The following is a 22,662-nucleotide window of genomic DNA, read 5'->3' as shown; positions in this document are numbered from 1 at the left end:
GGATGCTGGTCGATATTCAAAACCTCAAGATCGGCTTCAAGTCGCGCACCGGCTTCCATCAGGCAGTCAAGGGCGTGTCGCTGAAGCTCGGCACGGAAAAGCTCGGCATCGTCGGCGAAAGCGGTTCGGGCAAGAGCCTGACCGCCCGCGCCCTGATGAAGCTGCTTCCCACGCAGACCGTCATCGAGGCGGACAAGCTGGAATTCGACGGCATCGACATCCGCTCGGCGTCGGAAAAGCAGATGCGCACGATCCGCGGCAAGCGGGCCGGCTTCATCCTGCAGGACCCGAAATATTCGCTGAACCCGGTAAAGACCGTCGGCAGCCAGGTCGCCGAAGCATGGCGCACCCACAAGGGCGGCAGCAAGCGTGCCGCGCTGGAAGCCGCGATCAACCTTCTGGAAATGGTGAAAATCCGCGACCCGAAAAAGGTCGCGGCCTCCTACCCGCACGAAGTCTCGGGCGGTATGGGCCAGCGTGTCATGATCGCCATGATGCTCGCCCCCGATCCGGAACTCCTGATCGCCGACGAGCCGACCTCCGCACTTGATGCCACGGTACAGGCAGAAATCCTGCGCCTCATCGAGGAACTGGTCTCGGAACGCGGCATGGGCCTTCTGCTCATCAGCCACGACCTGCCGCTCGTTTCGCATTTCTGCGATCGCGTTGCCGTCATGTATGCCGGCCATGTGATGGAGGAACTGAAGGCGTCGGACCTGCTCTCCGCACAGCATCCCTATACGCGCGGCCTGCTCAACTGCATGCCCTCGCTGATGCATCCCAAGGAGCGCCTGCCCGTCCTTACCCGTGATCCGGAGTGGCTGAAATGACGATCGAGATCGACAATCTGCGTATCAGCTTCGTTGGCCGCGAAGTCGTCAAGGGCGTGTCCTTCAACGTTGCCAAGGGCGCAAGCTTCGGCATCGTCGGTGAAAGCGGTTCGGGCAAGTCCACCGTTCTGCGCGCCATGGCCGGCCTCAACAACGACTGGTCCGGTCGTATCGCCTTTTCCGGCGAAGATGCCCCGCTGTTTCGCCCGCCGGCCTTCTTCCGCAAGGTGCAGATGGTGTTCCAAGACCCCTACGGTTCGCTGCACCCGCGCCAGACGATTGACCGCATCCTGTCGGAACTGCCGCTCGTGCACGGCATGGACAATATCGACGACCGCATCGCCAAGGTGCTGTCGGCCGTTGCCCTGCCGCAGACCGCGCGATTCCGTTATCCGCACCAGCTTTCGGGCGGCCAGCGCCAGCGCGTCGCAATCGCTCGCGCCCTGATCGCAGAACCGGAAGTTTTGCTGCTCGATGAGCCGACTTCGGCGCTCGACGTCTCGGTTCAGGCAGAAATCCTCAACCTTCTGGCTGATCTTCGCGCAGAGCGGAACCTCACCTATGTGATGGTCAGCCACAATCTCAGCGTCATCGCGCATCTTTGTACTGAGGTCGGTGTGATGATCGATGGCCACATGGTTGAACAGGTAACTGCCGAGGACCTGAGACTCGGTAATGTCAATCACGCTCATACCCGCGAATTGCGCAGTCTGAGCGTGGAGCTCGAAGAACCGGCCTGACCTACGCATCGACCCGAGAACCGGTACGGTTTTCGGAAAGTACGATGCGTCACGAAAGTGCTACAGCGCCATTGCGGCGCTGTGGAGGGTTCTGGCGGACCCGGTCCGGTTCTAGAGCAGTAAGTGGAGAAGCGAGATGTCGATCACGGCCAACTGGGATAAAGCGCAACAAGCTGTCAGAAAATTCACTGACGGATGGGGTGCGGACCAGCCCGGTGGTGCAGTGATCGGCTTCGACGCTCATGGCATCCGTTTTGCCGAAGCCGGCGGCGTCGAAAGCCTCTCCACCATGGCGCCTTTCGGCGCCGATACGGTCGTGCGTTACGCCTCCGTCACCAAACACGCTTTCTGTGCGATGGTCCTATCACACCCGGAAGCAATCTCCCTCGACGACAAGCTTGGCCAGCATCTGCCCGAGCTTCAGGAGCCGATCGCAAGTGTCACGGTCGCCCGCGCACTGGACATGAGCGGCGGCCTGCCCGACACGCGCGAATGCCTCTCCCTTCTCGGCCTCTCGGTCTATACCGAAACCAAGGCCGGCCCGCTGATGGAGTTTCTCGCCCGCCAGACGCGCCTGAACTACGAAGCCGGAACCGAAGTTTCCTATTCCAATACCGGTTATCGCCTCGTCGAGACGGCCCTTGAACGCAAGGGCCTGTTCTTCCGAGATTTCATCCGTGATGCGGGCACAAAGGCCGGCGCCACGCTCGATGCCCCCGATGTCTGGAACGATCCCGTGGCCGGTCTCGTACCGGGCTACTGGCACGATGGCGAAAAATGGCAGCTCTCCGCCGCCGGCCTGCATATCTCCGCCTCCGGCAGTATGACCGGCAGCGCCACAAGCCTCGCCAACTGGCTGCGACTCCTGCTGTCCGGAAACGCGCCCTTCGCTGGCACGCTTGCCCGCCTTGCCGCCCCCCGCACCCTGAAAGATGGGGCCGAAAGCGGCTACGGCCTCGGCATCTGCCGCACTGTGCTGGATGGTCACGAATTCACCGGCCATGGTGGCTCGCATCCCGGCTACAAGACCTATTTCCTTCTCGATCAGGCAAACCAGACCGGTTTCGTCATCGTCTCCAACCGCGAGGACACCAATGGCAGCAAGATCGCGCAGGCAGCCATGGCCGCGCTGTTCGGCCTTGCCCTGCCCGTCCCCTCCTCTGCCTTAAAGGATGGTCTTTACGTCACCGAAACCGGTCCTTTCTGGATCGAGGTCAAGGGCTCCAGCGTCAACTGGCTAGACGCCGATACCGCAGCTTATGAGGACGAAGACGGTTATACCTCGTCCTTCTCCGCCACGTCTCCCATGCGCCTGAAGATGGATGGCACAGCGATCGTCGGCCAGATTGGCTACCCCGCCCGCCGCCTCCACCCGGCTGTCGATACGGGCGTCCCGGCATCGCTTTCCGGCCGCTGGTTTTCCGATGAAGGCGCGACGTTCGAGATCGACGGCGAAACCCTCGTCATGGGTGTCGGCCCGGTCCGTCACCGCATGCCGATGACCGCGCTCGGCAACGGCCGCTTCCTCTTCACCCTGAAGGATGGCCCCTGGACGAAGCGTGTCTGCCTGCATCTCCTATCCGAAAGCCGCCTCGAACTGGTTCTGTCACGCGCGAGAATGATCGAATATAACCGCGCCTGACGGCAGCGTACTGACACAGTCGCATTCCAAAAGCATGATCTGCTGATTGCATTTTGCCGTCATTCGGACCAATGGAAGACCGCAGCCGGTTTTGCATTGGAGTTCGCCGTGGAAGTCAAATGGCTTGAAGATTTTCTGGCGCTGGCGCAGACGCTGAACTTTTCCAAGGCTGCAGACGAGCGCAACGTCACCCAATCCGCATTCAGCCGCCGCATAAAGCAGCTCGAAGCCTGGGTCGGAACCAGCCTCATCGACCGCGCCACCTATCCTTCACGCCTGACCGAAGCCGGCAAGCGTTTCGTGCCGATCGCCGAGCAGACGCTGCAAAATCTCTATCAGGCCCGCCGCAATCTGCAGCATGAGGAAGGCAATGACGCCCGCACCGTGACGCTGACGGCGCTCCACACGCTGTCCTTCACCTTCTTTCCGGATTGGCTGACGGATCTTAGCGCCAAGCTCGGACCGATCGTTTCCCACATGCGGCCGGATTCCGGCAGCATGGAAGAAAACTTGAATTCCCTGATCGACGGCGATTCCGATTTTCTGCTGACCTACCAGAACCTGCATGTGCCGATGTTGCTCGATCCGCAATTCGAACATCATACGCTCGGGGCAGAAACGATCATCCCCGTCAGCGCCCCGGATAAGCAAGGCGCGCCGCTTCACCAGGTCGAGGCGGGCTTCGCACATGTAAGCTATCAAAAAACGTCGTTCTTCGGTCAGTTGATGGCCGGTGCCCTGGCAACACGCCTGCCGACGGACAATCGCGTCCATGTCGGCAGCCATTCCATCGGCCTGAAAAGCATGGTCCTGGCGGGCTGGGGCGTGGCATGGATGCCGGAAAGCCTCGCCAATGCGGAGCTGGCGGACGGAAGACTTGTCCGCGCAGCAGAAAATGACTGGGATATCGAGGTCGAAATCCGCCTCTATCGCTCGAAGGAAAACCGGCGGCCCATCGTCAAACGCATATGGGAGACATTGGCCGCCGGCTGATGTTCTTGGCAATTCCAATTTCCGAAATCGCCTGAAACAACGAAATGCTTAGACCGCCGTGCGGCGGGCATTGTCCATGTAGAGCTTGCGCAGACGCGTAAACATCGGGCCGGGCTTGCCGTCACCGACAGGCTTGCCGTCGATCGATGTGATCGGCACGATGAAGTTGGAAGCGCTGGTGAGGCAGGCTTCGCGCGCCGCCATGGCTTCCTCGACGGTGAACAGACGCTCCTCGACGGCCAGCCCCTGCTCGCGGGCAAGTTCGAGCACGGCCAGACGCGTGCAGCCCGGCAGGATGGCGTTGCCATTGCCACGCGTAACGATCTTGTCGTCATTGGTGATGATATAGGCGGTCGACGACGCACCTTCGGTAACGAAACCATCCTGAACCATCCAGGCCTCGTCGCAGCCTTCCGCCTTGGCGATACGCTTGGCGAGAACCTGCGGCAAAAGGCACACGGTCTTGATATCGCGGCGTTCCCAGCGCTGGTCCGGCACGACCTTGACCTTCAGGCCCTTCTCGACAGCGGCCACATGTTCCAGCGTCTTTGCCTGCGTGAACAGCAGAAGCGTCGGCTCGAGGTTTTCCGAATAGAGGAAATTCCGGTCTTCGGCGCCGCGCGTGTATTGCAGGTAGATGACACCCTCGGTCAGCTTGTTATCTTCGACCAGACGCTTTTCGATAGCAACGATCTCGTCGGTCGAGATCGGCAGATGACCTCCGATTTCGCGCACACTGCGCTCCAGGCGCGTCATATGCAGCGGGCTGTCGATCAACTTGCTGTCCAGCACGGCCGTGACTTCATAAATACCGTCACCGAAAAGAAAACCGCGATCGAAGATCGACACATGGGCTTCGTTCTCGGGCAGGAAAGCACCGTTCAGATAGACGATGCGGGGTGCGTTGGCGGACATGGAAACTCCGTTGGACTGTATGGAAAAAGATCAGCGACGCTTGAGAGCATCGAGAGAAATGGCATGAATGGTCGAAGGTTTGTTCGTCCCGGCATTGTAGCCATGGGTCGTTGTCGCCATCGTCATCGAATTGAGGATCGCTTCCTCGGCAGCCTCGATCACGGCTTCGAAGAGCGGCGAGACGACATCGTTGGAAAGAACCGGATAGTTGGCGACCGCCTTGCGGCGCGCGGGCGTGCGGCGCACCTCTTCGGCAGTGGAGAATGCCAGCGCATAATCGCCCGAGCCGTTGCTGAGTGCAGCGCCCGTGCGCGCCAGCCCGCCAAAGCAACGCTCGGCAAGCCGTTTCAGATTGCGCGAGCAGAGCGGCGCATCGGTCGCCACGATCATCACGATCGAGCCGTCCTTGTCATGCGCGCCTTCCGCCTCATAAGGCTTGCCGGCGACCGTAAGCTTGCCGCCGTAATTGGACTGAACCAGCACGCCGACCGTATAGTCGGCCCCACCCACTTTTACGACGCGCGAACTCGTGCCAATCCCGCCCTTGAGACCGAAGGCAACCGTACCGGTACCGGCGCCGATTGCCCCCTCTTCGACCGGACCTGTCTTCGCGTCAGCAAGCGCCGCCGCCATCTCGTCCACGGTGGGACGGGCAGCACGAATATCGTTCAGCCTTGAATCGTTGGTCTCGCCGACAACGGCATTCAGCGAGACGACACGCTCATTGCCCGCCTGTGCCAGCACATGCCGGTTGATCGCCTCGATGGCACGGCCGACACCGAGCGTATTGGTCAAGAGGATCGGCGTTTCGATCTCGCCAAGCTCGGCGATCTGCGTCGAACCCGCGAATTTGCCGAAACCGTTGAATACGGCGAGTGCTGCCGGCACCTTGTCCTGAAACAGATTGCCGGAATGCGGCAGGATGGCGGTCACACCCGTGCGCGTCCGCTCGCCTTCGACGCAGGTCACATGGCTAACGGCAATGCCCACGACATCGGTGATCGCGTTGAGCGTACCGGGCTCGTAATGGCCTATGGAAATCCCGAGATCACGCAGGCGCGCACGATGTTCAATGGTCATTGAATGTCTTCCGGTCTTCGATTTCACCGAAGACTACTTCAGCCCGATGCGAACCGGCACAACAAAAACGGAATAGTTTCAGACCGGCTTTGCAATAGAATATAGGGCCAAACATGCCACGCGGCTCGTTTGCCGAGACGGGTACGAGGAGGCGCTCTCCACATCTTCGGCACGTCAACCATCCCGACCTTGAGTGCTCCGGCATCAGGCCCGGCGCCGGTGATTGGGCCAACACCTGCGTCAAAAATAAAAAAATGTACACGTGTACAAACTTGTCATCTCAGTGTTGTAGAGTGCTCCTAATGTCCGCCCCGTTCAGGATCAACTCCTTGCTTTACCGGCCGGATAACGCTGCATTCGACCAGCCCCGGAGAAAGCAAGATCGCTTATCGGGGATAAGTCATGACCGTACTTCCACGTTTCACCTCCGCCGTCCTGGCGACGGTGCTGCTGGCTTCGACAGCAACCTTTGCCATGGCCAAGGATGTCACGATTTCCGTTTGGGCAGGCGGCACCGGCCCGACCAATGATTACCGCATCGAGGCCATCAAAATGGCTGTCGACGTCGTTTCGCGTCAGGCAAAGATCAGCGGCGAGGATCTCACCATCAAGATCGAATCCCAGACCTGGACCGGCTGGGACGATTTCAAACAGGCCGTGACGCTGGCCGCCGAATCCGGCAAGGCACCGAACATCATCGTTTCCGGTCATGAAGATATCGGCCCCTGGTCGCAGTCCGGCCTTCTGCGCCCGATCGAAGACTATGTGGATTTCGACGCCTGGCCGCTCAACCAGCTTTACCCGAACCTGATCGACGTCTCGTCCTATGACGGCCGAATCTGGGGCATTCCGCAGGATGCCGAGGCGCGTCCCTTCTTCTTCTCCAAGTCGCATCTGAAGGCGATCGGTTATTCGGATGCCGATATCGAAGCGCTGCCGGCCAAGGTCGAAAGCGGCGAATACACGCTTTACTCCATGCTCGACGACGCGAAAAAAATGCAGGATGCCAAGGTCGTCGAACCGGGCAAGGGCTTCATGCCGCGCCCGAACAACGGCACCGACTACTGGCAGTTCTACCAGAGCTTCGGCGGCGAGATGGTCGACGCGGAATCCGGCAAGCTGGTTCTCGACCGTCAGGCACTGACCGGCATGTACCAGTTCTTCGTCGATGCGGTTGAAAAGGGCGTCGTTCCGGCCACCTATCTCGGCACGACCTGGGATACCTGGCACCAGGCCGTCGCCGGCGACAAGGCCGGCATCTGGCACGGCGGCACCTGGCACAAGGCCGAATGGGAAGCCAAATGGGGCCTGAAGGACTTCTTCGGCCAGATGCAGTACAGCCTGATCCCGGCCGGCAACGAAAAGGGTCGCGCCAACACGATCACGCATCCGTTGGTCTACCTGCTTTCGACCGGTGGTTCGGACGAGGATGCAACGCTTGCAGCCGAGCTGATCACCACGGCCTCCGAGCCCTATATCAATGCCCTACATGCGGTAAAATCGGGCCACCTCGCCATCGGCTCCGCCGAAGCGACAATCCCCTTCTACGCCAATGACCGCTGGACGACAGTTGCCACCGAAGGCTTGCTGCCGAAGGCGAACGCCATTCCCAACAACAGTGATTTCGGCATCGTCTGGAAGGCCATGTACAAGGGGCTTGAAGCCTCCTGGACCAGGACCAATTCCGTCGCCGATGCCGTCAAGGCGGTCGAGACGGAAGTGCGCAACGCACTCGGCGACAAGATCGTCATCCGCTGATCCGCTCCCTCCACCGGGCGGCATAGCCGCCGCCCGGTCCCTCTGCATACCTTCAGGTTCCCATGCGCACCTCTTCGCCTCACAGGGCAAATCTTCTCGGCCTGGCTTTCATGACGCCGGCCATGGTTCTGCTGCTCGGCTTCTTCTTTCTGCCGGTCGTGCTGACCAGCGTCTTCGCTTTCACCAACATGAGCACGGCAACCGGCATTTCCGGCGGTTCGTATATCGTGACCGGCAATCTTCTGCGTTCGCTGACCGATGAGGGGCTGGACGCAAAAACGATCGAGGCACTCGGCCAGTCGAGCTACGTCATCGATCAGGCGGGGCTTGAAAAGGCCCGCGCAGCCGGCGTCGATGCGAAATTCATCACGGAAATCGGTGAACGGCTCAAGGATCGCTCCTTCACCAGCGCCTCCGCCTTCGAACGCGAACTGAAGACACTGCCGTCCCGCCCGACACGGGTGCGCGACCTGAAGATCGCCGCCGGCGCTTTCGAGCAATCGGTTCTCAACGTGCGTTACGCCAGCCGCGGCGAGATGGAAGCCGCACTTTTGCATATGCTCGAAAACCCGCCGCAAGGCGCGATCGAAAGGATCGCGACCGCAAGCTATACCGGCTGGACCTGGACGACGGAAAATTTCAAGAACCTCCTGGTCGCCCCCGATACCTGGCGCATCGTCGGCAATACCGTCTTCTACGTGGTACTGACCCTCGCCTTCAACGTTCTGGTCGGCCTGTTTCTGGCCATCACCACCTTCTATCTTCCTTCAGCCGGCTCCAGCTTCTTCAGCGTCTTGTGGCTGCTGCCGCGCATCACCCCGGTCGTGCTTTATGCGGTCATGTGGAAGTGGTTCACCTGGGAAGACGGTTTCGTTTTCAACATCGCCCAGGATCTCGGCCTTCCCGCTTTCAACTACATGAAGGGATCGGTCGCGAGCGCCTGGACGGTGGTCATCCTCGTCAACGGCTTTGTCGGCGCCTCCTTCGGCATGATCCTGTTTTCCGGCGCGCTGAAAGCCATTCCGGTGCAGCAGCTCTGGGCAAGCGACGTGGACGGCGCCTCGCGCTGGCAGCAGATCCGCTACATCATCCTGCCCCATATGCGCTGGCCGATCCTGTTCGTCACCAGCTACCAGACCCTCTCGCTCCTCTCCTCCTACGAGCAGATCTGGCTCACCACCAATGGCGGCCCCGGCAGCACGACGACGGTCTGGGCGCTCGAAGCCTTCAAGACCGCTCTCAACAATTACACCGGCAACCTGCAATACGGTCTGGGCGCAGCCATGGCCCTGATCCTCGTCGCCGTCGGTCTGGTCCTCTCCATCGTCTATCTCCGCCTTTTCCGCTTCGACGAGATGATGTCGAAGCCGAAGATCGAGTTTTAAGGGAGGACGATCATGACCCGCAATTTCGCCGCCTGGCCGATCATCCTGCTTTTGACCGTGCTCAGCCTGCCGCTCTTCATCATGTACCTGTTCCTGCTCGTCGACACGTTCAGCAACACCGCGCCCGGCTCGCTTCTGCCCAACGAGTTCACGCTCGAACACTGGCGTTTCCTCATCGACCCCACCATTACCGGCGACGTCTGGAAACCGACGCTGACGACAGTCATCTTCTCCGCAAGCCTGATGATCATCGTCGTCTCTGTCTCGGCCACCGCCGGTTATGCGCTGTCGCGTCTGGCACTGCCGTTCCGGCGTTTCGTCCTCTCCGGCATCATGGTCATGCATGCTTTTCCATCGGTCACGCTCATCATCGGCGTTTTCCTCGTGCTTCAGTTCGCCGGTCTCTACAATTCGCTGACCGGCGTCATTCTGGTGAAGGCCAGCCTCATGCTGCCCTTCGGCATCTGGATCATGAAGGGCTTTTACGACGCCGTTCCGTGGGAGATCGAGATGGCCGGTGTGCAGGATGGCGCAAGCCGCTTCACCGTCTGGCGGCGCATCATCCTACCGCAGGTAAAGCCAGGCCTTCTGTCGCTCGCCCTCTTCGCCTTCATCGATGGCTGGAGCGAATACATGCTGCCGCGGATTCTTGCGCCATCCAGCGATTTCGAAGTCCTCTCCATGTATCTCAACACGGTGTCTGACCCCAATTCCAGCACCTATAATTTCAACATCTTCAAGTCGGTCGGGCTGTTCTACACGCTGCCGGTGCTCGCACTTTTCGTGCTGTTCCAGAACCGTCTCATGAACATTTTCGGCGGGGGCACCAAAGGCTGATGCAGATCTCCATCAACAACTTCACCAAGACATTCGACGGCACTCCTGTCATCGACGATATGAACCTGACCATTCGCGACGGCGAAATGCTGGCGCTTCTCGGCCCTTCCGGCTGCGGCAAGTCGACGACGCTGTTCACCATCAGCGGCATCCACCGCATGGACAAGGGCCAGCTGATGTTCGGCGACCGCGACGTCAGCGGCCTGCCCAGCCAGAAGCGCAATGTCGGCGTCGTTTTCCAGAACTACGCGCTCTACCCGCATATGAACGTCTTCGAAAACATCGCCTTCCCGCTGACGGTCCGGAAGGACAACAAGGCCGATATCGACCGCGAAGTCCGCGCCATCGCGGCACTCACCCATATTTCCGAATTGCTCGAGCGCCGCCCCGGCCAGTTGTCGGGCGGCCAGCAGCAGCGTGTGGCGCTCGCCCGTGCCCTTGTGCGCAAGCCGGATGTGCTGCTGCTTGACGAACCGCTCGCCAATCTCGACGCGAAACTGCGGCTGGAGATGCGCTCGGAAATCCGCCGTATCCAGCTGGAAACCGGCATCACTGCCGTCCTGGTCACCCACGATCAGGTGGAAGCCATGTCGATGTGCGACCGCATCGCCATCATGAAAAAGGGCGAGATCGTCCAGATCGACACCCCCGCCGACATGTACAGCAATCCGCGCACGTCGTTTGTCGCCGGCTTCCTCGGCAATCCGCCGATCTCCTTCCTCAGCGGCATCGCGATGGAAAATTCCTTTTCCGTCGCGCCGATCAAACTGCGTGTTCCGCTCGGCGCTCACGAAGGCATCGCCGATGGCACGCAGTTGAAGCTCGGCGTGCGGCCGGAACATTTCGGTCCCGAAGGCGACATAGCGGTGGAAGGCAAAATCGCCTTTGCCGAAACGCAGGGCCGCGAAAATCTCTATGACGTCGCACTCGCCGATGGCTCCGTGCTGCGCTCGATCCAGCCTGCGGGCAGAAACTGGGCACTCGGCGATACGGTGCGCTGGTTTATCGACAGCAAATCGGCTTTCGTCTTCTCTGACGATGGTCGGAGACTTTGACGGGGGACATGGTCATGGCGTCTGCACCCACTTCTGCACTCACCCGGGATTTCTCGGCCTTCTTTTCCCGTTTCGGCTGGCCGGAACAGAGAGGACGCCTGCCCTTTTGCATCGGCCATCGCGGCGCAAGCGGTCACGAGACGGAAAATACGCTCGCCGCCTTCCGCCGCGCCGCCGAACTCGGTGCGGAAATGTGGGAGATCGACACGCAACTGACTGCCGATGGCATCGTGATGATCTCCCATGACGACCATCTCGAGCGCGTCTTCGGCAGGGATGTCCATATCTCGCAGCTCTCTTTTGCCGACCTGCGAGCCGCAGTCCCGGAAGTACCCAGCTTCGAGGAAGTGGCAGCCCTCGCACGCGAAACGGATTGCGGTCTCTACATCGAGCTGAAGCGAGCCGGCACCGGCCCGCTCTGCTGGCAACACCTGAAGGACATGGAGCAGCGTTTCGCCTGTTTCGGCTCCTTCGATCCGGCGCAGGTGCGGGAACTGCGCGGACTCGGCTGCGATTATCCGCTCGCCGTCCTGATCCGCGTCGACGCCGATCCCCATGCCATGGGCGACGAGGCATCAGCCGATGTCCTGCATCTGTGCTGGGAAAAGGCGAGCGACACACCACAGGAATTCGTCACCGATGAATTGATCGCCCGCGCCTTCGCCGAAGGCCGCGAAATCGTCCTGTGGCACGAGGAACGGCCGGAAGTCCTCGCCGATATCATGTCTCTGCCGGTGCTCGGCATCTGCACCAACCTGCCGGACCTGATGCGCCCGCGCGAAAACCACGGCAACGATCGCCCGGCAAAACGCGTCACCTCGCACGATGTGGCGCGTGCCGCCGGCGTCTCCCGCGCCGCCGTCTCCCGCGCTTTCACACCGGATGCCAGCGTTTCGGAAAAGACCCGTGAAAAGGTCTATCAGGCCGCCAAGGATCTCGGCTACCGCGTCAATTATCTCGCCCGCAGCCTCACCAACAAGCGCTCCGATCTCGTAGGTTTGGTTGCCGCCGGCCTCGACAACCCTTTCCGGACGCAGCAGGTGGAGCATCTGGCGCGCGCGCTGATCGCCCGCAACTACCGCCCCATCCTGCTTCCCACCTCGCAGGAAGCCGACAGCGCCACGGTCATCGGCCAGTTGCTGCATTATGCGGTATCGGGCGTGATCGTCACCTCGGATGCGCCTCCCTCGCATATCTGCGAGGAATGTGCGGCGGAAGGCGTCCCGATCGTGCTGATCAACAAGGGCGAGGATTATCCGCTTGTCGACCGAGTCCTCTCCGATGACCACAATGCCGGTCATCTCGCAGTCGACCACTTCCTGCAGGCGGGCGCAACACGGCTTGCCGTCATCGCCGGCACAATCATCTCCTATTCCTCCCGCCGCCGCACTGAGGCTTTTCTGGCACGCGCAAAAACGCTTGGCGTGGAAGTCTCCCACATCTCCGTTGCCCAGAACGATTACCGCAACGGCCGTGATATCGTATCCGCTTTGCTGGATAACGGCATCAACGGCATCTTTGCCGTCAACGACTACATGGCCTGCGGTGTCCTCGATGGTCTGGGCGATGCCGGGCGAAACGACGGCTCCATCAAGGTCATCGGCCATGACGACATCCCCCAGGCCAGCTGGGGTGCCTATGACCTGACCACCTTTCTACAGCCCTGCGATATCCAGGCGGAACAGGTGATCGATCTCCTCTCCAGCCGTATCCTGGACCCCGATGCCGTTGCCCGCGTGGAATTCACGCCAGTCACATTGATCAAGAGAAGAAGTGCCTGATGCCATCCCCATTCGACCTAACCGAGCTGCGCAAACGCGCCGAGGCTGCCATCGCCGTTGCCCGTCATGTCGGCACCGAAACGGCTAAATTCCGCGCCGATATCCAGCCGGAAACGCTTGCAGTCGAGAACAAAGGCCTGCAGGATTTCGTTACGGTGGCCGACAAGCGCGCCGAACAGATGATCCGAAAAACTCTTCTCGAACAGTTTCCCCATGACGCGTTTCTGGGCGAAGAAGGCGGCGCAAGCCGCAGTGGTTCATCCAGCGGCACATGGGTCGTCGATCCAATCGACGGCACCACCAATTTCATCCGCGGCTTTCGCCACTGGGGCGTCTCGATCGCCTTCGTCAGCGGTGACGAAATCCTTGTCGGCGTCATTTACGATGCCACCCAGAACGCCATATTCAGTGCCATAAGTGGTGAAGGCGCTCTGCGCGAAGGAAAGCCGATCGCCGCAGCGAAAACGACCGACCCCTCACGTGGCATCGCCATTCTCGGCCATTCCCGCCGGACCGATTTCGAAGACTATCTGTCCCTCTCGCGGCAGATCTACGAGACCGGCATGGACTACCGGCGCATGGGCGCGGCCGCAATCGGCCTGATCCGTGTCGCGGAAGGCGTGGCCGACCTCTATTACGAACGTCACTTGTCCGCCTGGGACATGCTGGCCGGAGCGTTGATTGCTCGTGAAGCAGGTGCCGTCGTGGCTCTTCCTCCACTGGCGCAACTTCTTGAGCACGGCGGCCCCGTTGTCGCCTGCGCACCCGGTGTCGCAAAGGATCTGTCTTTCCTGATGAAACTGGAAACCCAATCTTTCGCAGCCGCCTGATCTCAGGCGGCTGCGCGTCAGCCGCACAAGTTCCATATAGTTTGCGCGCGTCCTAGGTCGCAAATTCCGGGTGCTCAAAGGCCTGTACGCTGGCCGCATAATCTTCGTCGACCTTGCGAACCCGGACCAGACATGTCTGAGCGCTACATCCTTGCGACAGCGACGACGAAGGCACATCCAGTGTCAGGGCGTTGGGATTGCCGTGACGTTCCAGATTGCGCTCGTAATCCATATCGAACCACGCACCCGTCGAAAGCCTGACAACACCCGGCATGATCGCATCAGAAATCACCACGGCCGAAATCAGACGTCCTCGCTCGTTATGGATTTCGACAAGATCTCCCTCGCTGAGATCGCAACGCTGTGCATCCGTGGGGCTGACGAGAACCGGCTCGCGCCCCTTCACCTTGCCCGCCTTGCTGTGAGGGCTTGCATCCAGCTGGCTATGCAGACGCCGCACAGGCTGGTCGGAAATCAGATGGAACTGATCCTCGCTCTCCCGGTTGCCCAGCCATTCCGGCGGCTCGAACCAGCTCGGATGACCAGAGCAATCATCAAGGCCGAAACTGTCGACCGTCTCGGAAAAGATCTCGATCCTGCCGGAAGGGGTCGGAACCGGATTTGCCTTCGGCTCTTCGCGGAACTCCTTTAGCATTACCACCGGCAGCGCCTCTGGCTTGAGATCGAAAAGACCATCCTGCCAGAACTGGTCGAAATTCGGCATCTCGACGCCCTTTTCGCGGGCATTGGCAGCAGTCACGCCATAGAGACGCCGCAGCCAGCCTTCCTCATCGAGGTTTTCGGAAAAATTGACGCCCATGCGCAGCGCCAGTCCGCAGAAGATGTCGAAATCGTTTCGTGCCTGCGCATACGGTTCCGACACCTTGCGCATCGCCACGATCAGATCCTCGCCGCCGGAGGACGCAATATCGTTGCGTTCCAGAGGCGTGGTCACCGGCAGGACGATATCCGCAAGCTTGGCGGTCGGCGTCCAGTATGGCTCGTTGACGATGATCGTCTCTGGCTTCTGCCAGGCCTTCAGCAATCGGTTGAGATCCTGGTGATGATGGAACGGGTTGCCGCCTGCCCAATAGACCAGCCGGATATCCGTATAGCGATGCTCCTTGCCGTTATAGGTGAAGGCCTCGCCCGGATTGAGCAGCATGTCGGTGATCCGTGCCACCGGAATGAACGCCTTGACCGGATTTTCCCCTTGCGGAAACGCCCCCGACTTGAAGCGGACATTGTCATGGCCGACCGAATTGAGCGCGCCATAACCGACCCCAAAGCCACCGCCTGGCAATCCGATCTGCCCCAGCATTGCCGCCAGCGTCACCAGCATCCAGAAGGGCTGCTCGCCGTGAACGGCACGCTGCAGCGACCATGAGATATTCAGCATCGTTCGGCTGGACGCCATCTCGCGGGCGAGCGACACGATCCGGTCGGCATCGACGCCGCAGAGTGGAGCAGCCCATTCCGGCGTCTTGGCGATCCCGTCGGTCTCGCCGGCCAGATAGGCCGAAAAACGGTCATATCCGACACAATGGCTATTAAGGAAATCCAGCTGCGCCAGTTCTTCGGTGTGAAGCACATAAGCCAGCGCCAGCATCATCGCCACATCGGTATTCGGCCGGGCGGCGATCCATTCGCTGTCGACCGGCATATTGTCCGAGACCGGGCCGATATTGATGAAGCGCGTGCCGTTCTTTTCCATCTCCAGCATACCGGCCACCACGCGGTGCCGCCCTGCACCGCCGGCTGACATCTGGGCATTCTTGACCGGCACGCCGCCGAAGGTGACGAAAAGCTCGGTATGCTGGGCCATCACGTCGAAGGATGTATGCCGATCCAGCAGGAATTCGGTCGAGCCGATCGCATGTGGCAGGATTACCCGTCCGGCAGCAAGGCTGTAATTATCGACAGACGAGACATAACCGCCGATCAGGTTGAGAAACCGGTGAACCTGGCTCTGCGCATGATGAAACCGTCCTGCGCTCGCCCAGCCATACGAGCCACCGAAGATGGATTCATTGCCGTGCTCGCGCCGCACCCGGTCGAGTTCGGCGGCCAGAAGATCGAGCGCCGTATCCCAATCGACCTCGACGAACGGCTCGCGCCCGCGTAAATGCGGATCGGCACCCGGTCCTTTGTCGAGCCAGCTCTTGCGGATCGATGGCCTGCGGATCCTCACATCGGTCAGATCCTTGGCCGCCATATGCAGCCCGATCGGCGACGGATCCGGATCCTGGGCGAACCCCTCAAGCCTCAGGCCGGCCTCGTCGGCTTTCACTTCATAGACGCCCCAATGGGCCGCAGTGAATGTCTTACCCATTGGTGAAGTCCGCCTTCTCTCCTACTTCGCCGGAACCGGCTGTGTCTGCCGCCGCTGCAAAGCCTCGATAACGATCCGCGCGCCATCCTCGATCGCATGTTCGATCGCCTCGCGAGCCGCAACCGGTTGTCGCTCATGCAGGGCAACCAGCAGGTCGTCGTAATTGTGGTGTTCTCCTGTTCCCGACTGGACTTCCGGATAAAGGTAGTTGAACCCGGGACCGGCCCTTAGCCACAACAATTCGATCACCCCGAGAAGCGTCGGCATCCGGGCCGCCGCATACAGCACGAAACGGAATTTCTTGTTCAGTGTCAGGGCCAGATGCTGGTCCTTTTCGGCCTTTGCCGCGAGATAACGTGTGAGCAGCGCCTTCATCGTGGCGATCTCGTCGGGCGTGATCTGCGACGCTGCATTGAATGCCGCAAGGCCTTCGACCGATTTGCGGATTTCGGAAATCTCCGAATATTGCTCCACCGTCATCGTCGGCACCCTGAAGGATTGCGCCGGTTCTGCCGTCAGAACCCCGGAGGCGGCAAAACGCACCAGCGCCTCGCGCACAGGCGTGATGCTCATTCCGAGCGAATCCGCCAGCTCCTTCGTAACGAGCCGGGTACCCGGCTCAAGCCTCCCTTCTATCAGGGCCGCGCGGATTTCATCTTCCACATGGGTGACCAGGCTCCTTCGAGGAGCCATATTGAACAAAGCTGTACTCACTTAGACCTCACCCTTAGAAAAATTGCCCGTTTTTTGGCACTCAATCAAAAATGCCCATATCTTGCCCACACAGAATATATCATATATCTTAGCAGATAATAATAGCCCCCTGACGAATACATCGTCAGGATATCAGATACCAACTCCAGAGGAAGTGAAGGCCCCCATGAAAAGACTTGCTGCCATTGCGCTCGCTGCATCCATGCTGCTGCCAATCTCCACGGCTATCGCTTCGGCTGCCGATATCGTCGTTGGTCGCGGCGCGTCGACCACCGCGATGGATCCCGGCTTCCTCAAGGAGAGCGCCACGATCGTCGACAACATCTTCGACACTCTTGTCATGCGCGACAAGGAGATGAAGCTGGTCCCGGGCCTTGCCACCTCGTGGAAGGCGATCGACGACACGACCTGGGAATTCAAGCTGCGCGACGGCGTGAAATTCCACAACGGTGAGGCGATGGATGCCGAAGCGGTCAAGTTCACCATCGACCGCGTCATCGATCCCGCCGCCAAGTCCCCGACCGTTTCCTACATCCGCACGGTCGAAAGCGTCGAAGTCGTCGATCCGCTGACCGTCCGCATCAAGACCAAGGGCGCTGATCCACTTCTGCCCACCCGCATGAGCCGTTACCCCGCCTATATCGTGCCGCCGAAATACGTGAAGGAAGTCGGCAACGACGTCTTCGCCCGCAAGCCGGTCGGCACCGGCCCTTACAAATTCGTCGAATTCGTTCCCGACCAGCACGTCATTCTCGAAGCCAACAAGGATTACTGGCGCGGCGCGCCGTCGATCGACAAGGTGACCTGGCGTGCGATCCCGGATGGCACGGCGCGTATCACAGCGCTCCTGACCGGCGAGGTCGACCTGATCGAAAACGTCCCCGTCGATATCGCCCCGATGGTCAAGGACAGCCCGGATACCGATCTCGTTCAGGTCAAGAACGGTGGTCTCACCATCTATCTCGGCCTCGTGATGAGCGAAAAGCCGCTGGATAACATCAAGGTCCGCCAGGCACTCAACATAGCGATCGATCGCCAGTCGATCGTCACCAACATCCTGCAGGGCATGGCATCGCCGCGTGGCACACAGGTCGGCGCAGCCGACTTCGGCTACAAGGATTTGGCCGTCACGGCTTACGACCCGGCAAAGGCAAAGGCCTTGCTGGCCGAAGCCGGCCTGCCGAACGGCTTCTCGATCAAGATGCAGTCCACCCATCGTTACATGAAGGATAGCGAAGTCGCCCAGGCGATTGCCCAACAGTTCGGCGATATAGGCGTCAAGATCGATCAGGAAGTGCTCGACTGGTCCGTCTACACCCAGCAGGTTCCGCGCAAGGGCCCGATCTTCATGCTCGGCTGGGGCTCCACCCAGACGCTCGATGCAGATGCCGCTGTCTACGCTATCTTCAAGACCGGCGAACCCTATTCGACGGCCTCCATTCCGGAACTCGACAAGTTGCTAGATGAAAGCCGCTCGATCGTCGACCCGGCAAAGCGCGAAGCGGTTCTTGCTCAGATCCAGGATCTCGCCGCCGAACAGGTGCCCGTCATCCCACTCTATCAGGAAGATGCCCTTTACGGTAAGGCTAAGTCGGTCACCTTCGAAGGACGCCCGGACGCCCGTATCCCGATCTTCGACATCAAGAAGCAGTAATCGCGCATGACACGGTTCTGGAATGTCAGGGACAACGCGGATGCGATATTTGCAACGTTCCTTCTGATCGCGGTTCTGGCGCTTTGCGTCCTCGTGCCCCTTCTCTGGCCGATCGACCCTGTGCGCGGAACCCTGACCGCGACATTCAAGCCACCGCTCTCCGTCATCGGCGGAGAGCTTCATCCTCTGGGAACAGACCAGCTCGGGCGGGACCTTCTCTCCCGTCTCGGGCTTGGAACGGCGATCTCGCTGTCGATCGTGCTTGCTGCCTCGGTCATCTCGGTCGTGCTCGGCACGACGCTCGGCATGATCGCCGGTTATTACCGCGGCTGGTTCGACATCATCATTATGCGCGCCGTAGATGTGCAGCTCGCCATCCCGTTCATTCTCCTGATCCTGCTCATCGTTGCCGTCATCGGCCCGAGCATGGGCAATCTCGTCGTCGTGCTCGGCGTTACCGGCTGGGCAGTCTTTGCCCGCGTCGCCCGCGCCAAGACACTCGAAATCCGCGAGCTGGAATATATCGACGCATCGCGCTCCATCGGCCTTTCCAACATGGTCATCATCTTCCGCCATGTCCTGCCCAACATTGTCGGGCCGATCACGGTGCTGATGACGCTCGATCTGCCGCGCCTCATCATCCTTGAAGCCTCTGTCGGCTTCCTCGGCCTTGGCGTGCAGCCGCCGACTCCGACGCTTGGCAACCTGATAGGCGAAGGCCGCTCCTTCATCCTGCTTGCCAACTGGCTGGTGCTCTATCCGGGTCTTGTCATCGGTGCGCTGGTAATCGGCTGCAATCTGATCGGTGACTGGCTCGTAAGACGTGCCGACAGCAGGAATGCGTAAAATATGAAGACCTTGAGCTTTATCACCGGTCGCGCGCTTCAGGGCCTTGTCGTCATGTTCGGCGTCTCGGCCATCGTGTTTTTCGCGCTCTTCCTGACCGGCGACCCGGCAGCCCTGATGATGCCCCCCGAAGCCACTCGCGAGGAGATCGAGGCATTTCGTCAGGCCATGGGTTTCAACGATCCGATCTGGGTTCAGTATGGCCGCTTTCTCGCAAGCGCCGTAACCGGAGAACTGGGCATGTCCCTACGCTTCCAGCGCCCAGCGCTCGATCTTCTGATCGAGCGCCTGCCGGCAACGGCGCTTCTCGCCATGACCGCACTCGTCTGGAGTTCTCTCCTCGGCTTCCTGCTCGGCACGATCGCGGCGGTGCGCAAGAACAGCGCCATCGATTTCGCCATCCGGGTCATCTCGCTGCTCGGTCAGGCCATCCCGGTCTTCTGGCTGGCACTGCTGTTGATCATCTTCTTCTCGCTGAAAATGCGCTGGCTGCCATCGAGCGGCATCGGCTCGGCCTGGCACCTGATCATGCCGTCCATCGCGCTCGGCGCCTATTATCTCAGCGCCATCACACGACTGGTCAGAGCAAGCCTCATCGAGGTACTCGGCGAAAACTATATCCGCACCGCCCGCGCCAAGGGCATCTCGTCCTGGCGTATCATCGTCCATCACGCGCTGCGCAATGCGCTGATCCCGGTCATCACCGTGCAGGGCATGTATTTCGCCTCGCTTCTCGGCGGCGCGCTGGTGACGGAAATCATCTTCGCATGGCCGGGCATCGGGCGGCTGGCGGTCGAGGCGATCCAGAACCGCGACTTCCCGGTCGTTCAGGCCGTCGTTCTCTTCGCCGCGGCCGTCTTCGTCATCGTCAACTTCCTCGTTGATCTTGCCTATGTCTGGCTCAACCCGAGGATCAGGCTGTGACTTCGGACGCCACTTTCGACGCGGCTCTGGACCTTACCCGAGAGTGGTCCGAAATCCCGTCGGTCAAGGGCGATGAACGGCAGATCGCGCGACAGGCGGATGCGGTTGTCAGCTGGCTAAAGAGCGAACTCGGCGCAAGCATCGTCTCGGCTGAATCTTCGAACGGCCGCCCGCCGGTTATCCACGCCCGCATCGATGTTGGCGCGGAAAAGACCGTCATCCTCTACAATATGTATGACGTCATGCCAGCCTCGCCGGAAGGCTGGTCGGTCGATCCTTTCAAGGGCGGCATCGTCGATCTCGAAGGCATCGGCGAAAGCTTCGTTGCCCGCGGTGCGGAAAACAACAAGGGCCCGCTCGCCGGCATGCTTTTCGCCGTCAAGGCACTGGCGGATGCCGGAAAACTCCGCGTTAATGTCGACATCCTCATTGATGGCGAAGAGGAAAGCGGCAGCGGCGCGATGCGCGACTATCTTGCCGCCCCGGATTGCCCGGTACGCAAAAGCGCGTCCGCGATTTTCCCCTCTTTCTGCGAATATGGCGGCGGCGCACCGCGCGTCTATCTCGGCTTTTCCGGCATCGCCAAGGGCGAGGTGCGGGTCGAAGGCGGCGCATGGGGCGGCCCGAAAACAGCCATCCATTCCAGCAACGCCCCGTGGATCGCCAATCCCGCAAGCCGGCTGATCGAAGCCCTGTCCCTGATCGGCAAGCCGCCAACCGGCGAACTGGCAAGGGTCGCGATCGACGCGGAAGCGGCAGGAATAATATCGCTTCTGGCAAAAACCTTCGATCCGGCAGCCGAACTGCGCTTCCGCAAGACGGAAACCTTCTCGCTGCAAGGCGATGCGCAGGCGCTGCTCGAACACGTCCTCTCGACCGCATCCTTCAACATATCCAGCCTCGAAACCATGCCGCTTGGATCCGATGGCGTCATCCCGCATGGCGCGCGTGCCGCTTTCGAACTGCGCACACCGCCCTCGCTCGACCCGGCCGATTTCCTCGGCCAGTACCGGATGGCGCTCGAAAAGGCGCCGGGCGCGATCCTCAACGTTGCCGACAGCTATCCCGGCTTCCGTTTTGCCGCCAATGCACCCGGCGTCTCGGCCCTTCTGAAAAGCTACGAGACCAACGCCAACGCCCCGCCGCAGATCTGGCCCTGGGCAATCGGCGCCGCACCCGCCTATGCATTTGCTCGCCATGCAAACTCCTTCCTGCTCGCCGGCGCCGGTCGCGGCGGCAATGCACATGGCATTGATGAGTTCATGACGCTTGAAGGTTTTCGGCGCTTCATCCAGTCGATAACACTCTGGCTCGAACACGTCGCAGACGAACCGGAGGCCGTGTGAGCACCATCCGCCATCTCTCCCGCAAGGATGCGATAAAAGCCGGCGCGCTTGATTGGCCAGCAGCCGTCGAGGATATCCACGCCACGATCCGGCTTTTGCGCAGCGGCGAAGCCAGCATGGTCGCAGAAAGCGTCATGCCGCTGGGTAGCGATCCCCGCAACAAGGCCTATGGCCTGCCGGCTTTCGTCGGCGGCGCTTATGATGCCGCCGGTCTGAAATGGACCGTCCACCGCGCAGAGCCGATCGGAGACCTACCGAGCATCAGCAGCACGACAATCATCAACCGCCTATCGGACGGCGCACCGGTCGGCAGCGTCGAAAGCGCACTCCTGACCCGCATGCGCACCGCAGCCGTCTCCGCAGCAGCAATCAAGTCTCTGAAGCCGGCCGGCATAAGAACAGTTGCGCTGCTTGGTGCCGGCGCGCATGCGCAGACCCATCTGGACATGTTGCTCGCCCTGTTTCCCGGTCTCGAAGCGATCCACCTCTGGAACCGGACACGATCAAACCTCAATCCCCTGATCGAACAGGCCGGGCGTAGCTCCACCCGCATCCTCCCTCATGCCGATTGGCATGACGCGCTGGCCGATGCGGATGTCGTCATCTGCTGCACGTCTTCACCGCAGCCGTTTCTGGACAGGTCCGCAGTCAGGCCCGGCCGGCTGATCATGCAGATCGGCTTTCACGAAGTCATGTTCGAGACGATCGCGGCAACCGATCTCGTCACCGTCGATCTCTGGGGCGATTTCGCCGAGAAGAGCGCCAAAAGCCTGTTCCAGATGTATCGCGCCGGTGAATTTTCGCCCGAGCACGTGGCCGCCGACCTCCCTGCCCTGCTGCTCGACGGCTGGCGACCACCGGTAGGCGCATCGCTTTATTTCTCCAGCTTCGGCCTCAACGTCTTCGACATCGCCTTTGCCGCACGCGTGCTGGCCCGAGCGAACGACCTGAACATCGGCACTCTTCTGCCGTCCATCTGATACGCATTCCCGAAAGGATC

At 60.6% G+C, this 22,662-nt stretch carries 19 protein-coding genes and 1 pseudogene; 16 read left to right on the top strand and 4 right to left on the bottom strand.

The annotated features are described in order from the left end of the window. Positions 1–2 precede the first annotated feature (2 nt). The 4 genes from MRBLMR1_RS00195 (at position 3) to MRBLMR1_RS00180 (ending at position 4,205) form a co-directional block, all read left to right on the top strand. Positions 3–830 (top strand): ABC transporter ATP-binding protein, encoded by an 828-nt coding sequence (locus tag MRBLMR1_RS00195; RefSeq protein WP_148145221.1) that lies wholly within the window; start codon positions 3–5, stop codon positions 828–830. Further along, entirely contained in the window at positions 827–1,570 is a 744-nt protein-coding gene (locus MRBLMR1_RS00190) for an ABC transporter ATP-binding protein (protein ID WP_148145222.1), read from the top strand. The genes MRBLMR1_RS00195 and MRBLMR1_RS00190 overlap by 4 nt, the downstream gene beginning before the upstream one ends. A 136-nt stretch (positions 1,571–1,706) precedes the next feature. After that, the gene (locus MRBLMR1_RS00185; RefSeq protein ID WP_148145223.1) at positions 1,707–3,212 is read left to right on the top strand and encodes a serine hydrolase domain-containing protein; all 1,506 of its coding nucleotides are present in this window, start codon (positions 1,707–1,709) and stop codon (positions 3,210–3,212) included. Between the two features lie 108 nt (positions 3,213–3,320). After that, entirely contained in the window at positions 3,321–4,205 is an 885-nt protein-coding gene (locus tag MRBLMR1_RS00180) for a LysR substrate-binding domain-containing protein (RefSeq protein WP_148145224.1), read from the top strand. Positions 4,206–4,253: 48 nt separating this feature from the next. On the opposite strand, the gene MRBLMR1_RS00175 is transcribed toward MRBLMR1_RS00180, so the two are convergent. Both MRBLMR1_RS00175 and MRBLMR1_RS00170 read right to left on the bottom strand, forming a co-directional pair. Next, positions 4,254–5,120: a D-amino-acid transaminase gene (locus MRBLMR1_RS00175; RefSeq protein ID WP_148145225.1), complete on the bottom strand. Its 867-nt coding sequence runs from the start codon at positions 5,118–5,120 to the stop codon at positions 4,254–4,256. A 30-nt stretch (positions 5,121–5,150) separates the two neighbouring features. Next, complete coding sequence (locus MRBLMR1_RS00170) at positions 5,151–6,200, bottom strand: P1 family peptidase (RefSeq protein ID WP_148145226.1); 1,050 nt, start codon at positions 6,198–6,200, stop codon at positions 5,151–5,153. 402 nt (positions 6,201–6,602) lie between these two features. On the opposite strand from MRBLMR1_RS00170, the gene MRBLMR1_RS00165 reads away from it, so the two are divergent. From MRBLMR1_RS00165 to MRBLMR1_RS00135, 7 genes and pseudogenes are all read left to right on the top strand, one after another. Then, complete coding sequence (locus MRBLMR1_RS00165; RefSeq protein WP_148145227.1) at positions 6,603–7,958, top strand: extracellular solute-binding protein; 1,356 nt, start codon at positions 6,603–6,605, stop codon at positions 7,956–7,958. Positions 7,959–8,020: 62 nt separating this feature from the next. Continuing rightward, positions 8,021–9,343 carry a carbohydrate ABC transporter permease gene (locus MRBLMR1_RS00160; RefSeq protein ID WP_148145228.1) on the top strand — a complete coding sequence of 441 codons (1,323 nt, stop codon included), beginning with the start codon at positions 8,021–8,023 and terminating at the stop codon, positions 9,341–9,343. 12 nt (positions 9,344–9,355) lie between these two features. Continuing rightward, entirely contained in the window at positions 9,356–10,180 is an 825-nt protein-coding gene (locus MRBLMR1_RS00155) for a carbohydrate ABC transporter permease (protein WP_148145229.1), read from the top strand. Beyond that, on the top strand, positions 10,180–11,235 hold the full coding sequence (locus MRBLMR1_RS00150; RefSeq protein ID WP_148145230.1) for an ABC transporter ATP-binding protein: 1,056 nt from the start codon (positions 10,180–10,182) through the stop codon (positions 11,233–11,235). Before MRBLMR1_RS00155 ends, MRBLMR1_RS00150 begins: the two co-directional genes overlap by 1 nt. A gap of 14 nt (positions 11,236–11,249) precedes the next feature. Next, positions 11,250–12,011, top strand: a pseudogene (locus MRBLMR1_RS00145) (glycerophosphodiester phosphodiesterase); the annotation flags it as partial. Next, positions 12,003–13,016 carry a LacI family DNA-binding transcriptional regulator gene (locus tag MRBLMR1_RS00140; protein ID WP_148145262.1) on the top strand — a complete coding sequence of 338 codons (1,014 nt, stop codon included), beginning with the start codon at positions 12,003–12,005 and terminating at the stop codon, positions 13,014–13,016. The pseudogene MRBLMR1_RS00145 and the gene MRBLMR1_RS00140, both read left to right, overlap by 9 nt. Further along, a complete protein-coding gene (locus MRBLMR1_RS00135; RefSeq protein WP_148145231.1) occupies positions 13,016–13,846 on the top strand; it encodes an inositol monophosphatase family protein in 831 nt (276 codons plus the stop codon). The genes MRBLMR1_RS00140 and MRBLMR1_RS00135 overlap by 1 nt, the downstream gene beginning before the upstream one ends. A gap of 52 nt (positions 13,847–13,898) precedes the next feature. On the opposite strand, the gene MRBLMR1_RS00130 is transcribed toward MRBLMR1_RS00135, so the two are convergent. Beyond that, positions 13,899–16,178 carry a molybdopterin guanine dinucleotide-containing S/N-oxide reductase gene (locus MRBLMR1_RS00130; RefSeq protein ID WP_148145232.1) on the bottom strand — a complete coding sequence of 760 codons (2,280 nt, stop codon included), beginning with the start codon at positions 16,176–16,178 and terminating at the stop codon, positions 13,899–13,901. 21 nt (positions 16,179–16,199) lie between these two features. Next, the gene (locus tag MRBLMR1_RS00125; RefSeq protein WP_148145263.1) at positions 16,200–16,871 is read right to left on the bottom strand and encodes an FCD domain-containing protein; all 672 of its coding nucleotides are present in this window, start codon (positions 16,869–16,871) and stop codon (positions 16,200–16,202) included. Between the two features lie 187 nt (positions 16,872–17,058). Between MRBLMR1_RS00125 and MRBLMR1_RS00120 the strand changes: the two genes are divergently transcribed. The 5 genes from MRBLMR1_RS00120 to MRBLMR1_RS00100 are packed head-to-tail and all read left to right on the top strand — an operon-like array spanning position 17,059 to position 22,642. Continuing rightward, a complete protein-coding gene (locus tag MRBLMR1_RS00120; protein ID WP_500063373.1) occupies positions 17,059–18,546 on the top strand; it encodes an ABC transporter substrate-binding protein in 1,488 nt (495 codons plus the stop codon). Between the two features lie 6 nt (positions 18,547–18,552). Continuing rightward, positions 18,553–19,392 carry an ABC transporter permease gene (locus MRBLMR1_RS00115; protein ID WP_148145234.1) on the top strand — a complete coding sequence of 280 codons (840 nt, stop codon included), beginning with the start codon at positions 18,553–18,555 and terminating at the stop codon, positions 19,390–19,392. A gap of 3 nt (positions 19,393–19,395) precedes the next feature. Beyond that, on the top strand, positions 19,396–20,316 hold the full coding sequence (locus MRBLMR1_RS00110; protein WP_148145235.1) for an ABC transporter permease: 921 nt from the start codon (positions 19,396–19,398) through the stop codon (positions 20,314–20,316). Continuing rightward, the gene (locus MRBLMR1_RS00105; protein ID WP_148145236.1) at positions 20,313–21,662 is read left to right on the top strand and encodes a M20/M25/M40 family metallo-hydrolase; all 1,350 of its coding nucleotides are present in this window, start codon (positions 20,313–20,315) and stop codon (positions 21,660–21,662) included. Before MRBLMR1_RS00110 ends, MRBLMR1_RS00105 begins: the two co-directional genes overlap by 4 nt. Further along, positions 21,659–22,642 (top strand): Rossmann-fold NAD(P)-binding domain-containing protein, encoded by a 984-nt coding sequence (locus tag MRBLMR1_RS00100; protein ID WP_148145237.1) that lies wholly within the window; start codon positions 21,659–21,661, stop codon positions 22,640–22,642. Before MRBLMR1_RS00105 ends, MRBLMR1_RS00100 begins: the two co-directional genes overlap by 4 nt. Positions 22,643–22,662 lie beyond the last annotated feature (20 nt).

Origin of the sequence: Neorhizobium sp. LMR1-1-1.1 (genome assembly GCF_040675795.1) — a bacterium.
In the GTDB taxonomy this organism is placed as follows: Bacteria; Pseudomonadota; Alphaproteobacteria; order Rhizobiales; family Rhizobiaceae; genus Neorhizobium; species Neorhizobium cellulosilyticum.
The sequence above is the reverse complement of the archived record's forward strand: the minus strand, read 5'-3'. Positions and strand labels throughout refer to the sequence as shown.